Annotated in this window: 9 protein-coding genes and 2 pseudogenes; 4 read left to right on the top strand and 7 right to left on the bottom strand. The window is 65.0% G+C overall.

Going from position 1 to position 14,638, the window contains the following annotated elements:
• Positions 1-109: 109 nt before the first annotated feature.
• Positions 110-1,189: a Crp/Fnr family transcriptional regulator gene (locus BEN49_RS02685; RefSeq protein WP_070740392.1), complete on the top strand. Its 1,080-nt coding sequence runs from the start codon at positions 110-112 to the stop codon at positions 1,187-1,189.
• A 180-nt stretch (positions 1,190-1,369) separates the two neighbouring features.
• On the opposite strand, the gene BEN49_RS02680 is transcribed toward BEN49_RS02685, so the two are convergent.
• The gene (locus BEN49_RS02680; RefSeq protein ID WP_070740388.1) at positions 1,370-2,419 is read right to left on the bottom strand and encodes an adenylate/guanylate cyclase domain-containing protein; all 1,050 of its coding nucleotides are present in this window, start codon (positions 2,417-2,419) and stop codon (positions 1,370-1,372) included.
• A 4-nt stretch (positions 2,420-2,423) separates the two neighbouring features.
• Entirely contained in the window at positions 2,424-2,810 is a 387-nt protein-coding gene (locus tag BEN49_RS02675) for a response regulator (protein WP_193415751.1), read from the bottom strand.
• 225 nt (positions 2,811-3,035) lie between these two features.
• Here BEN49_RS02675 and BEN49_RS27520 point away from each other — a divergent pair, with 225 nt between their 5' ends.
• Both BEN49_RS27520 and BEN49_RS02670 read left to right on the top strand, forming a co-directional pair.
• The gene (locus BEN49_RS27520; RefSeq protein WP_158022729.1) at positions 3,036-3,209 is read left to right on the top strand and encodes a hypothetical protein; all 174 of its coding nucleotides are present in this window, start codon (positions 3,036-3,038) and stop codon (positions 3,207-3,209) included.
• Positions 3,210-3,338: 129 nt separating this feature from the next.
• Positions 3,339-5,156, top strand: a complete 1,818-nt coding sequence (locus BEN49_RS02670; RefSeq protein ID WP_070740382.1) for a glycoside hydrolase family 15 protein — start codon at positions 3,339-3,341, stop codon at positions 5,154-5,156.
• A gap of 210 nt (positions 5,157-5,366) precedes the next feature.
• Here BEN49_RS02670 and BEN49_RS02665 read toward each other — a convergent pair whose 3' ends face one another.
• The 5 genes and pseudogenes from BEN49_RS02665 to BEN49_RS02650 form a co-directional block, all read right to left on the bottom strand.
• Positions 5,367-7,823: a TonB-dependent receptor domain-containing protein gene (locus BEN49_RS02665; protein WP_070740379.1), complete on the bottom strand. Its 2,457-nt coding sequence runs from the start codon at positions 7,821-7,823 to the stop codon at positions 5,367-5,369.
• Positions 7,824-7,831: 8 nt separating this feature from the next.
• The gene (locus BEN49_RS30015) at positions 7,832-7,966 is read right to left on the bottom strand and encodes a hypothetical protein (RefSeq protein ID WP_262490170.1); all 135 of its coding nucleotides are present in this window, start codon (positions 7,964-7,966) and stop codon (positions 7,832-7,834) included.
• Positions 7,967-8,136: 170 nt separating this feature from the next.
• On the bottom strand, positions 8,137-8,523 hold the full coding sequence (locus BEN49_RS02660) for a hypothetical protein (protein WP_070740376.1): 387 nt from the start codon (positions 8,521-8,523) through the stop codon (positions 8,137-8,139).
• A 228-nt stretch (positions 8,524-8,751) separates the two neighbouring features.
• On the bottom strand, positions 8,752-11,277 hold the full coding sequence (locus tag BEN49_RS02655; protein ID WP_083325704.1) for a TonB-dependent receptor: 2,526 nt from the start codon (positions 11,275-11,277) through the stop codon (positions 8,752-8,754).
• Between the two features lie 576 nt (positions 11,278-11,853).
• Positions 11,854-13,961 (bottom strand): annotated as a pseudogene (locus BEN49_RS02650) (bifunctional alpha,alpha-trehalose-phosphate synthase (UDP-forming)/trehalose-phosphatase); the annotation flags it as partial.
• 333 nt (positions 13,962-14,294) lie between these two features.
• On the opposite strand from BEN49_RS02650, the pseudogene BEN49_RS02645 reads away from it, so the two are divergent.
• A pseudogene (locus tag BEN49_RS02645) lies at positions 14,295-14,638 on the top strand (hypothetical protein); the annotation flags it as partial.

Below are 14,638 nucleotides of genomic sequence, written 5' to 3'. Positions count from 1 at the left end.
TCCTCGACGCGCAGCGCGGGGCGGCCCACACGGCCGGCGAGCGGCAGGCCAACGCCCTCGAGATGCTGGACAACCTGCTGCCCCGGCCGCTCTACCAGGCCTGCAAGCCATGCTCGAGCTGGCCGATGCGCCCGCTTTCCAGCACCTGGTGGAGGAAGAATTGCGCTTTGCCCAGCACCTGCTGCACGGCATGGCCGCGGCCGATGCCGAGCTGCGGGCGGCCCTGCGCTACGAGTTGCGCAAGGGCCAGCAGCGCTTGTTTGGGGCCCTGGCGCAACTCTACGAGCGGCAACCCATCCTCGACGCGCAGCGCGGGGCGGCCCACACGGCCGGCGAGCGGCAGGCCAACGCCCTCGAGATGCTGGACAACCTGCTGCCCCGGCCGCTCTACCAGGGCCTGCAAGCCATGCTCGACGCGGGCCGCCTGCGCGACAAAGTGCTGGTGTTCGACGGCCTGCTGGGGCCCCCCGCGGCCACCGAAACCCTGCCGGCCCTAGTGGTGCATCGGGGCCTGGGCGCGTTTTCGGCCTGGACGGTGGGCGTGGCCCTGCGCCGCTGGCACCCCCAGCCGGCCACCGTGGCCCACCTCTACCTGCACCTGGTGGCCGAGGGTCTGTTAATCCAGGAAAGCGCCCGGGCCCTGCTGCGCCAGCTGCCCGTGCTGCGCCCCGCCGCCTACGATGCCCTCCTCACCGAATTTCCTGACGTAGCTGCCCTGCCCATGACCCCTTCCCCCGAAGCCTCCCCGGCGCCCGGCGCCTCGGCGCTGGCCCGCGTGCGCCTGCTCAAAGGCACCGCCCTGTTTGCCCAAACGCCCGAAAACATTTTGGCCACCATCGAGCCCATTATGCGCGAAATGACCTTCGCGCCGGGCCAGGAAATCTTCGCCAAGGGCAGCCTGGGCACCTCGCTCTTCATTGTGTGCACCGGCGAGGTAGGCATTTTCGACGGGCCCCGGCCGCTGGCCACCTTCCATCAGGGCGACTTTTTTGGCGAGCTGGCCCTGCTCGACGCCGAGGCCCGCTCGGCCTCCGCCGTGGCCCAGGGCCCCGTGGCGGCCTTCCGCATCGACCAGGAAGATTTCTACGACGTGATGGAGGAGTGCGCTGAAGTGGGCCGCAACGTGCTGCGCGTGCTCTGCCAGCGCCTGCGCCGCCAGAATGAGAAGATGCCGCCCGTGGCGGCGTAAAGTGTAGGTGCTGGCCTAAACGGGGGTGGTCCGGCGACTTTTTCAGTCGTCGGGCCACTCTTACGACGCCCCGGAGCCGCTGTTCTCAGGTAAGAGTGGCCCGACGACTGAAAAAGTCGCCGGGCCACCCAAAATGCTGCCCGTGGCGGCGTGACGGCCGTGCCACCGTGCGCAAGGCCGTCACGCCACTACTTCGTAAATCATCACCGGTTTGGCCTTGTGCTTGAGGCTGACTTCCTTCAATGGGAGGCACTGGAACGACTCTTTTACCTGCTCGTACACGGCGGTGGTGATGATGATTTGGCCCGGTGCGGCGGCGGCTTGCAGGCGCTGGCTCAGGTTCACGGCGTCGCCGATGACGGTGTAGTCGAAGCGTTTGAGGGAAGCCGAGCCGATGTTGCCCGACACCATTTCGCCGGCGTTGAGGCCGATGGACAGCTGCGGCTGGTAGGTGCGGCCGTCGGGCAGGGTGGTGGCGTTGGCCTGCACGGCGGCGCGCACGGCCAGGGCCGCGTCCACGGCCCGGTCGAGGTGGTAGTCGCCCCGGAACACGGCCATGATGGCGTCGCCGATGAACTTGTCGACGTAGCCGCCTTGGGCGATAATTTCGCGCACCGCTTGGTCGAAGTACGTGTTCAGCAGCGTCACCACGTCGGCGGGGGCCAGCACCTCGGCCAGGGCCGTGAAGCCGCAGATGTCGATGAACACCACCGTGGCCGCCACCGTTTCGCTGGCCGTGAAGGTGGTCTGGAAGTCGGGCCGCGTCATCACGTTCAGCACGGTTTCGTCCACGTACATCCGCAAAATGTTGTTTTCCTGGATGGCGCGCAGCGTCTGGCGCAGCTGCGCCACCTGCCGGGCCGCCTTGTCGATGGTCAGCTCCAGGTCGGCAAAATCGATGGGCTTGCACACGAAGTCGAACGCGCCCCGGTTCATGGCCGTGCGGATGTTGGCCATGTCGCCGTAGGCCGACATCATCACGGCCCGCGGCACGGGGTTGGCGGCGGCCAGGCGGGGCAGCAGCGCCAGCCCGTCGAGCAGGCCCGGCATGTTGATGTCGGTGAGCACCACGTCGAGCTCGGGCCACTCGCCCACGCGCACCAGGGCCTGCTCGCCGTCGCGCGCAAACTTGAACTCGTAGGCCCCTTCCCGGATTTTGCGCCGGAACCGCTGCTTGATGAGCAGCTCGAGGTCGGCCTCGTCGTCCACCACCAGAATCTTGGTCGTCATAGGGTTATGCGGCTTGCAGCGGGGCGAGTTTCTGCCGCAGGGCGGCGAAATTGAGCGGCTTGGTGAGGAAATCCTGGGCCCCCAGCTGCATGGCCTGGCGGTAGCTGTCGGCGTCGCCGTAGGCCGTAATCATCATCACGGTGGGCGGGGGCACGGCGTGGGCCAGCTTGATGCGCCGCAGCAGTTCCAGCCCGTTCATGCCGGGCATGTTGATGTCGGAAAGAATCAGCACCACCTCCGAGTAGTGGCGGGCCTGCTCCAGGTATGCCAGCGCCTCCTCGCCCGAGTGGGCGAAGGCAAACGCCAGGGCCCCGCTGCGGATTTCGTGGCGGAAGCGCTGCTCGAACAGCAGCGGCACGTCGGGCTCGTCGTCAACTACCAGGATTTTCATCATACACGGAAAGAATGGGCCTCACGGCGCGGCCAGTCCCACAGTACCTCAGCAGGATACAAAACTGCTGACAAGATATGGAATGTAGTGAATAATGAATATAATTTCTCGAACTTTTGCCTAACCAGGGCAGCTAATGTCTCGGTAGCCCCCGCCATTGGCCCAAAAAGTCAACCTTAGATGGAGGTTTTCGCTTACATTTGAAGCACTTAACTCCGTTGAGCCGTGCTTACCAATATTCAACGCTACTTCCGCTACTACTTGGCCTTGGTGCTGGCCACGCTGCTGGCCCTGGGCACGCGGCTGGCGCCGGCTGCGCCGCTGCCCGGGGCCCCGGCCGCCGGGGTTTCGGTAGGGGCCCAAAGGGCTTTGGAAAACTTTAGCGTAGCTAGTAACTAGCTGGTGATGAAGTTGTAGCGCCGGCAGTTTTGCCGGCGCCCGCGGCGGCCGGGGCAACTATGGGGCCCCGAACGGGGTACACAGGGGCTTAGGGCCGCCCCGGCCCGCCCCACCAAGCACCGGATTTTGATGAGCAAACACACCTATGACATGGGCTTGATCGGCAATTGTGCCTTTCTGGGCCTGATTGGCACCGACACGGCCGTGCGCTGGCTCTGCTGGCCGCGCTTCGACAGCAGCTTTGTGTTCGGCAGCCTGCTCGACGACGATAAGGGCGGCGAGTACAGCATCCGGCCCGCTGACGGCGCGGCCTTCACCTCGCACCAGTACTACGAGGAGAACACCAATGTGCTCTGCACCGAGATTACCACCGAGGAAGGCAGCTACCGCGTGACGGACTTTGCGCCCCGCTTTGCCCAGTACGAGCGCTACTACAAGCCGCTGATGTTTGTGCGCAAGGTGGAACCGCTCGGCGGTACGCCCCGCGTGCGCGTGGCCTGCCGCCCCGTGGGCGACTACGGCCGCCTGCCCCTTACGCGCCGCCGCAGCTCCAACCACGTGGCCTACCTGGGCCTGGACGAGGAAATTCGCCTCACCACCAACATCCCGCTTACTTACGTGCTCGATGAGCAGGGCTTCCTGCTGAACGAGCCCAAGTACTTGGTGCTCACCTACGGGGCCCCCCTGGAGGCGCCGCTGGAGCGTACGGCCGAGCAGTTTTTGCGCAGCACGCTGGCCTACTGGCGCGGCTGGGCGAAGAGCACCAGCATCGGCAGCTTCCGCCAGGAGCAGGTGCTGCGCTCGGCGCTGGCCCTCAAGCTGCACCAGTACGAAGACACGGGAGCCATCATCGCGGCCACTACCACCAGCCTGCCCGAGGCCCCCGGTAGCACCCGTAACTGGGACTACCGCTACTGCTGGATGCGCGATACGTACTACATCCTCACGGCCTTCAACAACATCGGCCACTTTGAGGAGCTGGACCGCTACTTCCAGTACATTGCCAACCTGCCGCGCCCCAAGCAGGCCCGCTACCAACCGCTGTACGGCATCAGCGGCGAGGCCAAATTGGTGGAGCAGGAGCTGGATTTGGCCGGTTATATGGGCAACAAGCCGGTGCGCATCGGCAACGACGCCTACACCCACATCCAGAACGATGTGTACGGCCAGGTGTTGGTGGCTTTGCTGCCGCTCTACGTCGATGCCCGCTTCCAGGACCCCACGCGCCGCGACGCCGAGCAGCTGGTGACGGACGCTTTAGAGATGATTGCCAAGACGATGGACGAGCCCGACGCCGGCCTCTGGGAGTTCCGCCACATTGCCCAGAAGCACTGCTATACCTACCTCTTCCACTGGGCCGGCAGCCACGCCGCCGCCCGGGTGGCCCGCCGCCTCGGCCGCCCCGACCTGGAGGCGCAGGCCAACCAGCTGCGCGACGTGGCCGCCGCCCACATCGAGCAGTGCTTCAGCCCCGAGCAGGGGGCCTACACCAACGCCATCGGCTCCAACCACCTCGACGCCAGCACCATCCAGCTCATCATGATGGGCTACCTCGACCCCGCTTCCGACCGGGCCCACCGCCACCTGGAGGCCCTGGAACGGGAGCTGAAAACGCCCGAGGGCCTGTTTTACCGCTACCGCCACGAGGACGATTTCGGCACGCCCGAAACGACGTTCCTAATCTGCTCGTTCTGGTACGTGGACGCGCTGGCCTGCGTGGGCCGCGTGGACGAGGCCATTGTGGAGTTTGATAAGCTAGCGGGATACACCAACCACCTGGGCCTGCTCAGCGAGGACGTGGACGCCAAAACCGGCTCGCAGTGGGGCAACTTCCCCCAGGCCTACAGCCACGTGGGCCTGGTAAACGCCGCCTACCGCATTGCCAAAAAGCTCGATTTGCCCAACTTCGTGGAGCCCACGGGCCCCGGGTACCAAGCCGTTTCGTAAGGCCAAGATTCATTGAGGCAAAAGGCCGTTTGGAGTGCGCTCCAAGCGGCCTTTTTGCGTTTAGAATATGGGCCTTGGGGGAACCTCACCCCTGGCCCCTCTCCTGCGGAGAGGGGTGCGTTCAATGACTTCACAACGTTCAGGTACTGGCACCCCTCTCCGTAGGAGAGGGGCCGGGGGTGAGGTTCCCCCAGGGCCCCAAAAACCACTCTACGGCCGCTTACCCGGGGCCCCTGGAGCGGCGGGTGCAGCCGGTACCGGGCCCCGGGCGCGGGGCCGGGTGGCGGCCGGTGCGGCGCCGCTGCCCTGGCTGCCGCCGCCGTTTTCGTCCAGCTTCAAATCGTTGTTCTGCACGCTTTTGTGGGCGCGGGGCTCGGCCGTGAGCTGGCCGATGCGGTAGCTAAAGTAAACCTTGAAGCTGGTGAGGTGCTGCACGTTGCGGCTGCTCTGAGTGAGCAGCGGGCCGCTGATTTCGGTGCGGACGGTGTTGCGGGGCGAGAAGAAGTTTTCGGCCCCGAAGCCCAAGCTGCCTTTCTTGGCCGCGAAGTCGTGCTTCACGCTCATGCTGTACACGGCAAAGTTGCTTTGGTAGCCTTGCAGCTGCACCTGCTGGCCCCGGTAAAAGCCAAAAACCTGCAAGCCCCAGTGCCGGGGCAGCGCGTAGCTGCCGTAGAGGCGGCCGCTCACCACGAGGCCGGCGTTGCGGGCTGCGTAGCGGGGGTCGGGCACGTTGTTGCGCAGCACGGCGTAATAGGCGTCCACGCCGCCGTTGAGGCTAAGTTTGGTGCCCACGTCGAGGTTGGCAAAGGCGCTGCCGCCGTAGGCGTCTTCCCAGCCCACATTAGCGTAAGTGACGCGCACGGCCCCGGGGTAGCTGGCGTCGCCGAGCGGCGTGCGCACCGACTGTATGGAGCCGGTGGTGTTGCGCGCAAAGGTGGTGAAACTCAGGTTGGTTTCCTTAAGCAATGTGCTATAGCCCAGCTCATAGTTGTTGGTGCGTTCGGGGCCCAGCAAGGGGTTGCCCTGGGTTTGCACCAGCGGGTTGGCGGCCTGCACGTTTGGGTTCAGGAACTGCAACGAGGGGCGCTGGAGGCGGCGGTTGTAGGCCAGCTTCAGCACGTTGCCGTTGCCGAGTTTGCGCAGCACGTTCACGCTGGGTACCAGCACGCCGTAGTCCGAGATTTCGCCCCCGGGGCCCTGGCCGTAGTCGGCCGCAATGGCGGTGTATTCGTAGCGCAAGCCTGGCTTCAGGGTGAAGCCCTGGGGCAGGCCCACGGTGTAGGCCACGTAGCCGGCGGCCACGTTCTGGTCGTACTGAAAGGAATTGTCGGCCTGGGAATTAGTCAATTGTCCGTAGTAGCGGTAGTCGCTGCGCACGGTGCGCCGGATTTCCTTCGCGCCCACTTCCAGCAGCTGGTTCGTGCCGGTCGGGGTTTGGTAATCCACCTGGGCCGTCAGCTCCTGGTTCGAGCTGCGGTTGTCGTTGCCCGCAGTGCCGGTCTGGGTGGCGTCGCTGGCCGCAAACGTGTCGTTGTTGAAGGCGTAGGTGCGGTTGTTGCGGCTCAGCAGGGCCAGCGCGCTCAGCTCGCGCTGCGGCGTGGCGTAGGCGTGGGTGTAGCTCAGGCTGGCGTCCACGGTGCCCGAGTCGTCGGTGGTTTGCACGTTGCGCACGGAGGTAGCTGGGGCCCCCGGTGCGGCCACGGCGGCAGCGGTCGTGGCCAGCGCATCCTGGTAGCTGGTGGCGTTGCGGGTGCCGTAGGTGACGCTGGCGGCCAGCGAGTTGCGCGCGTCGAGGTCGTAGTCCCACCCCAGCGTGTAGCGGCCAAACAGCTGGTTCTGGCGCGTGGCGGCGGCCTGGGTGGTGCGGGTTTGCTGGCCCGTGGCGGGGTTGGTGGTCAGCTGGTCGTTGGTGAAGCTGCCGGGCGTGTTGTAGCCCGCGCGCCCGAAGCCGCCCAGGGCGAAGCCCATGCGGCCGGTGCGGTAGCCGCCGTTCAGGTTCAGGGTACCCGAGCGGGTGCCGCCGCTGCCGTCCAGGGCCAGCTGGCCGCCGCGCAGGGTGTTGGTTTTGGTGACGATGTTGATGATGCCGCCCGTGCCCTCGGCGTCGTATTTGGCCGAGGGCGAGGTGATGACCTCCACCGCCTTGATCTGGTCGGCCGGTAGCTGCCGCAGCCCATCGGCCACGCTGTTGGCCATGATGGTCGAAGGCTTATTATTGATCAGAACCTTAATGTTTTGACTGCCGCGTAGGCTCACGTTGCCGTCGAGGTCCACGCTCAGCAGGGGCACGCGCCGGAGCACGTCGGTGGCGTCGCCGCCGCGGGTGGTCGGGTCGTTTTCGGCGTGGTACACCGTGCGGTCCACCCGTTCTTCCACCAGCACCTGCCGGGCCGTCACGGTCACCTCGCCCAGCTTTTGGGCCGCGGCCACCAGCGGCAGGGCCCCCAGGGCCACGGGGCCCCCGCCGGCCGGCACCACCACGCCCGGCCGCACCAAATCCTGGTAGCCCAAAAAGCTGACGCGAACAGTATAGGTGCCCGGCGGCACGCCCGGCAACGCAAACTGCCCGTCGCGCCCGCCCACGCCGCCGCTCACCGGTGCGCCGGCCGCGTCCAGCACCGCCACCGAGGCGTAGCCGATGGGTTGCCCCGTAGCGGCATCGGTCACGGTGCCGGTTAGGGCCCCGGCAGCGCGGCCGGGCGGAGCGTACCGGGGCCCCGCGCGGGACCCTGCTGGCCGTAGCCGATGGAAATGGGGCCGGCCAAAGCCGCGGCCAGCAGCCAGCGGGTGGGGGTGATGCGTGGGGGCATAGGAATTCAGTAGCTCCCGAAAGTCGCCGCCCGCGGCAAAAGGTTGTTTTCTGGAATGTCTTTCCTCAGTTATCTGCGCTTGCTTTTCTTCGCCCGTGCGCTACGCTTGCTGCCCGGGGGCCCCTAGGCAGCGCCGCCGGGCGCTTTCATCGCATTACGCGGGGGCTATTCTATGCCCAGGCGGCGGGCCGCTCAGGTAAGCGTCCGTCCATGTAGAAGTCCATGTATGTGAAGTGCTCACCCAATTCGCTATTCCAGACGGCCGCCAGCAGGCTGCCCCAATCGCGCCAAGAGCAGACCATAAAGTGTCCGTCGCTCAATACGGGTACGCCGTGGGCATTGTACTGGTGCCAGTCGCCACCCGCCCAGACCTTATTTGTAATGATAGCTTGCCGAATAGCTTCAAGGTGCGAGTGCCACTCGGAGGTATAATCGGCTACGTAGGCGGGCCAATAAGGAGCGGTTTTATTACCGCCACCCAGGTTGTGCAAGTTGAAGCCTAGGAGGTCTGCAGTGCTATCGTAGCTCTGCCAGGTGACGGTAGGTAGTGAAAACATAGGAAAGTTAAGGTATGAAATAGCCCCAACTCCTGCTGGAGGCAGGCCACCAATAGAGGCAAATCAAATTATTCAACACAGTGCAAGACGAATTATGTCTAAATACTACCATCCAGGAATAGGGCACCAAAAGAATGAAACCCTGGCTGCGGAAGCAACCAGGGTTTCGAAGAAATGGGGCCGGGGGTGAGATTCCTGCACACTGGGGCCCCAAAACTGCTCAGCCCCTTAGCTGCCGCTGCCCTGGCCGCCGCCGCCGCCTTTGATGTCGTCGTTGCGGATGCTTTTGCGCTGGCGCGAGGACTGCTGCTGCTGGCCGAAGCGGTAGGTGAAACCCACCCGAAATTGCCGCTGCTGGTAAGTGGAGCGGCTGTTTTGCGAGAAGGCGGGCGTGGTAGTTGCGTACTCGAACGTGCGCTGCGCCGAGAAGGGATACTGGGCGTTGAACGACAGATCGGCCCGCCCCTTGAGCAGCGTTTGGCGCAGGCCCAGGCCGTAGTAGACAAAGCCGCTATTGCGCCCTTGCAGCGTCGGCCGCGACAGGCTGTGGTACAGGTTGCCTTGCAGCGTCAGCGTCTTGGTGGCCTTGTAGGAGGTGTTGACGTTGTAGTTGCCGGCGAAGCCGCTCCGCGATAAATTCAGCGCCGTGCTGCGCAGGATTAGGTAGTTCACGTTGCCGCCCAGGCTGAGGGTCCACTTTTCGGTGGGCTTGGCCGAGACGTAGCCGTTGAGTTGGAAGGCGGTGTTGCTGGCCACGTTGGCGCTGGTGGACAGCACTAGGTTGGGGGCGGGGATAATCTCGTCGGGCACGGGCAGCAGCGGCTGGGTGCTGGCGAAGCTCACTTGCTCGATGGAATTGCCCGTGCGCAGCACCGACAGCGCCACGTTGAAGGACGTCGTTTTGATGAAGTTATTGTAGCTCAGCTCCACCGAGTGCGTCAGCTCGGGGTCGAGGTTGGGGTTGCCGTAGGAGTAGCTGATGGGGTTGCTGCGGTTGACGTAGGGGTTCAGGTAGTAGATGTAGGGGCGGCTGATGCGGCGGCTGTAGGCCAGGCGCAGGCTGCTGGTTTTGCTCAGCGCGTAGCTCAGGTTGGCGTTGGGCAGCGGCGTGACGTAGCTGCGGTAGGGGATGCCGGTGTTGGTGTTGGCAAACTCGGCCCAGAGGCCGGTGCGCTCCACGCGCCCGCCCAGGGTGAGGTGCACCTTCTCGGTGGCATCGAAGCTGTAGCTGGCGTACGCGCCCTCCACGTCCTGCCGGTAATCAAACGAGGTGCCGCGGAACCGGGAGGTGGCAAAATCGGGGGCCAGCGCCGGAAACAGCGTATCGACCTGGGCCTGTGAGCCGGTGAGGCGCGCGATGGCTTTAATGCCGAATTCCAGGGTTTTCTTCTCGCCCAGGGGTAGCGTGTAGTCGCTTTGCAGCGTGTACTCGTGGCCCGGCAGGCGGGTGTCGCTGCGTTCGCGGTAGCTGGCCTGGCCCACGTCGAGCGGCTGTTCGGAGTTGTTGAACTGGTTGAACTCGTAGCCGTTGCGGTTACCGTTGTAGGCGTACTGCAAGATATTGCTCCACTCGCGCCGCTCCTGCTTGTAGGTGCGGGTGTAGGTGCCGGTCACCTCCGCGTTGCCGCCGTTGTAGGTCGAGCGGGTGTCGCGCAGGAACAGGGCCCCGAAGCCCGGCAGCGGCGTGGTGTAGCGGTTCAGGTTGCCCGACTGGTTGGTGCCGCCGTAGCTGAAAAACGAGCCGTTGAGCGACAAGCTGTGGTGCTCGGCCGGGTCGTAGTCGAGGCCCAGCGAGCCCGAGCCGTAGTAGCCCGAGTTGCTGCCCGACCCGTTCTGGCGCAACGTGTCGTTGCGGGTGGTCCGGTAGGTTACCTGCTCGCTGCTCGACGAGCTGTGGTTGTTGTAGTTCACCCCGCCGTTCACCGAGGAGGTAAAGTTGAACTTGCCCTGGCGGAAGTTGAGCGAGCCGTTGCCGTTGCTGCCCCGGGTGCCCCCGTTGGCCGCCACGGTGCCGTTGAGGCCCTGCTTGGCCCCTTTTTTTAGAATAATGTTGATGATGCCGGCCGTGCCTTCGCCGTCGTACTTGGCCGGCGGCGTGGTAATAATTTCCACCGATTTGATCTGGTCGGCCGGAATGCTCTTGAGGGCTTCCTTGAGATTGGCGGCCAGCGTGGGCGAGGGCTTGTTGTTAATCAGCACCTTAAAGTTGCTGTTGCCGCGCATCGTCACGTTGTCGTCGCCGTCGATGGCCAGCAGCGGGGCCTTGCGCAGCACGTCCTGAGCGGTGCCGCCGGCGTTGGTCACGTCCTGCTCGGCGTTGTACACGAGGCGGTCGGGCTTTACTTCCATAAGCGGCCGCTGGGCCACCACCACCGCTTCGCCCAGCCGCTGGGCCGTGGCCGGGAGCCGGATGGGGCCCAGCGCCAGGGCCCCGTCGGCCACCGTCACGGCCTGGGTGCGCACGCCGTAGCCCACGAAGCTGACGCGCAATCGGTAGCTGCCCGCCTTCACCTTGGTCAGCGCAAAGTGGCCCTGCTCGTCGGCCGATTGCCCCGCCACAGTTTTCTCGGACGGAGCCGGCGGCAGGAGCACCACCGTGGCAAACGGCACCGGCTGCCGCGTGAGCGAGTCGAGCACCGTGCCGGTAATCGAGCCGCTGCCCGGGGCGGGGGCCTGCGCCGCCGCCCGCTGGCCGAGCATTACCAAAAATAGCAACGGCAACAGCCGGCAACCCACAGCGAAAAGGTGTTTCATGGAAAGTTTACAGAGACGACTTTAGGAAACGATTCGTATCCAATTGGTTGCAACCCGAATGATATTATTCGCATTCAAAGGTAAACGCCGCTACCGGCTTAACTGATATATAAAATTCATTTAATCCTTAACTAAATTTAGAGCTTCCGCACCAGGGCATTCAATAGCCCCAGTGGGGCGGCCCGTCGGCAGTAAATAGCTGTGAGTGAAAGATAAAGCCCCAGCGGGGCGACCCTGATCAGTCGCCCGCTGGGGCTTTGGTTCTGCTAATCACTTCCTTACTACCGATGGGTCGCCCCGCTGGGGCTATTAGACATCCTGGTGCGGAAGTTCTATAAACCTATATTTTACGAAGGAGCCAAGAGCAAAAGCTACAGTCGGCCCACCGCCAATAGGGCCCCTACTGCGCGTGGGGCCCCGGCTTCCTAAACCAGCCCGGCGGCGCAGCAAAACGAGAAAGGGGCCCCACTGCAATTGCGGTGGGCCCCTTTCTCTTTCTTATTAGCTAACCTATAGCAGCTTGCGGAGCAAGTCGCGCACCGCCGGCACGCCCGGCAGGTGGAAGCGCGCCCGCGACCGAGCCCCGGTGCCCACCCGGATGGTGTAAGCCGCGTCGGGCAGGGCCCGGAAGGTGTCCTCGTCGGTGCGGTCGTCGCCGAGGGCCACCACAAAATCGGCCGGGTACTGGGCCAGCCAGCGGCTGGCGGCAGCGCCCTTGTGGATGCCGGCGTTCTTAATTTCAATGACCTTATTGCCCTCCATCACCTGCAAATCGGTGTTCGAGGTCATGAAGGTGAGGTGGGTGAGCAACTCGCGGGCGCGCACGGCCCCCAGGTCGGCGTCGGCGCGGCGGTAGTGCCAGACGAGCGAATAGTCCTTCACCTCCACAAACGAGCCAGCGGTGCGGGCCACGTACAGGTCGAGCACCGGGCGCATTTCGCGCATCCAGTCGTTGTTCAGGGCCTGGAACAGCTCCCACTCCTGGCCGGCGGCCGCAGCCACACGCCGTGCTCGGCAATGAAGTCGATGGGCAGGTCGCCGAGCCACTTTTGTAGCGTGGTCCGGTCGCGCCCGCTGATGACGACCACCCGGTTCTGGGGGTTGTCGGCGAGGGCCCGCAGCAGCAGGCGCAGCTCGAAGTCGGGCTCGGCGCGCTGGGGGTCGGGGTGGAAGCCGGTCAGCGTGCCGTCGTAGTCGAGCAGCAACAGGCGCCGGGGCGCGGCGCGGTAGTCGGCCACCAGCCGGTCGATGGCGGCGGGGCTAAGAAAATCGGTGGCCAAAGTATGCTGCTTCATCTTGCTGTAGGTGAGTTGGTTCATGAACAGGCGCGTCCACGAAAACACGTTGTAGCGCTTCACCAGGGCCCGCATGGCGTCGAGGCGCTGGGCCTGCTCGTCCTCCGGCATCACCAGGGCCTGGTGCAGGGCCTCGGCGTGGCCCACCAGGTCAGTGGGGTTGATGAGCAGGGCATCGGAAAGCTCGCGCGCCGCGCCGGCCCGCTCGCTGAGGATGAGCACGCCGCGGCCGTCGGCCTTGCTGGCAATAAACTCCTTGGCCACCAGGTTCATGCCGTCGCGCATGGGCGTCACCAGCGCCACCTCGGCCAGGCGGTAGAGGGAGGCCAGCTCCTCGAGCGGAAACGAGCGGTAGAAGTAGTGAATCGGGTTCCAGCCAATGGTGCGGAACTGGGCGTTGATGCGGCCCACGAGCTCGTCAATTTCCTGCTTCAGCGATGCATACTGCGGCACCTGGTCGCGCGAGGGCACCACCACCATAATCAGGCTCACCTGGCCCACCCACTCGGGGTAGCGCAGCAGCAGCAGCTCAAACGCCAGCAGGCGCTGGGCAATGCCCTTAGTGTAGTCGAGCCGGTCGATGGAGAGCACGATGCGGCTCGTGCTCAGGGCCTGGCGGTAGATGGCCTCGTGCCGGATGGCCTCGTCGGAGGCGGCGGCCTCCACAAACCGGTCGTAGTCGATGCCCATCGGGAAGGCATCGACGAGCACCGTGCGGGTGGGCGTCTCAATCATGCCGTTGGTAGTGGAGTGGCCTAGCAGGTGCGTCACGGCGCTGAGGAAGTGCCGCATGTAGCCAAACGTGTGGAAGCCCACGAGGTCAGCCCCGAGCAGGCCGAGCAGCAGCTCGGTGCGCCAGGGCAGCACCCGCAGCAGCTCGTAGGAGGGGAAGGGGATGTGCAGGAAGAAGCCGATGGTGGCCTCGGGCCGGGCGGCGCGCAGCAGGGCCGGCAGCAGCATCAGCTGGTAGTCGTGCACCCAAATCGTGTCTTCGGGGCCCGCCTGGGCCAGCACGGCCTGGCAGAATTTCTCGTTCACGGCCACGTAGGCGGCCCAGTGGGCGGGCTCGTAGGTGGCAAACTGCGGGAAGTAGTGGAAGGTGGGCCAGAGCGTGGAGTTGCTGAAACCCTCGTAATAATCCAGGATTTCGGACTCCGTGAGGAACACCGGGGCCATGCTGTCGCCCCGCAGGGCCTCGGTGATGTACTGCTCTTCGGTGACGTCTTCCAGAAACAAGCCGGGCCAGCCCACCCACACGTTGCCTTCCTGGCGGTAGATGGAGCCGAGGCCCGTGGCCAGGCCGCCCTCGCTGGGCTGGAAAGTGAGGCCGTCGGGGGTGCGTTGTACTTTGGTGGGTAGGCGGTTGGATACAATAATTGTTCTGGGCATGCAGGGTGTGCGGACGGTAGAATCCGATAGTATACGGATACAACACCGGAGACGAGGCATTGTGCTCATTTTTTCCTCATCTCTCATCCCCCCGCCCCCGGGGCCCCGCCCGCACCGCGCCGGGGGCGGGGCCCGTAGCAAAACAGCGGGCCTCAAAACTGCCCAAACCAGGCCCTGCGTGGCGTAGCTACGGGGCCCCGGGCCGGTCCCGGCGGCGCGGGGTTCCCGGAATCAGGTAATTATTCTGGCCTGTATTTTGTTATAGTATTTCAAGGTTATCCTTTCACTTTTAACTGACGCGCTTCGGCGTTTACCGATATGAAAGCTAAATCCATGTTATTCGTTTTGGGGCTATTTGTGGTGTTGCTCAGCGGCTGCACCGCCTCCCTCGGGGCCGGCGGCTACTACGGCGATGGTGGCTACGGCTACGGTGGCTACAGCCGGCCCGGCTACGGCTACGGGGCCCCCGGCTACTACGCGCGCCCCTACTACCGCCCCCGCCCCAACGTCATCGTGGTGCCCAACCGCGGCGGGGCCTACCGCGGCGGCCACGGCCACTACAGCGACGGCCGCGGCAACGGCACCCCCCGCGCCGGCTACGGCGGTGGCCAACGCGGCGGCTCCAACGGTGGGGGCCCCCGCGGCGGCTTCGGCGGTCGGGGTGGCCGCGGACGCTA

Source organism: Hymenobacter coccineus, from assembly GCF_001816125.1.
Lineage (GTDB): Bacteria > Bacteroidota > Bacteroidia > Cytophagales > Hymenobacteraceae > Hymenobacter > Hymenobacter coccineus.
This window is presented reverse-complemented; position numbering and strand designations above follow the sequence as displayed.

Bases quoted from the DNA above. Each gene is read 5' to 3' on its own strand.
- BEN49_RS02685 (WP_070740392.1), top strand. From the start codon at position 110: ATGCTCGAGCTGGCCGATGCGCCCGCTTTCCAGCACCTGGTGGAGGAA.
- BEN49_RS02680 (WP_070740388.1), bottom strand. From the start codon at position 2,419: ATGACGACCAAGATTCTGGTGGTGGACGACGAGGCCGACCTCGAGCTG.
- BEN49_RS02675 (WP_193415751.1), bottom strand. From the start codon at position 2,810: ATGAAAATCCTGGTAGTTGACGACGAGCCCGACGTGCCGCTGCTGTTC.
- BEN49_RS02670 (WP_070740382.1), top strand. From the start codon at position 3,339: ATGAGCAAACACACCTATGACATGGGCTTGATCGGCAATTGTGCCTTT.
- BEN49_RS30015 (WP_262490170.1), bottom strand. From the start codon at position 7,966: ATGCCCCCACGCATCACCCCCACCCGCTGGCTGCTGGCCGCGGCTTTG.
- BEN49_RS02660 (WP_070740376.1), bottom strand. From the start codon at position 8,523: ATGTTTTCACTACCTACCGTCACCTGGCAGAGCTACGATAGCACTGCA.
- BEN49_RS02655 (WP_083325704.1), bottom strand. From the start codon at position 11,277: ATGAAACACCTTTTCGCTGTGGGTTGCCGGCTGTTGCCGTTGCTATTT.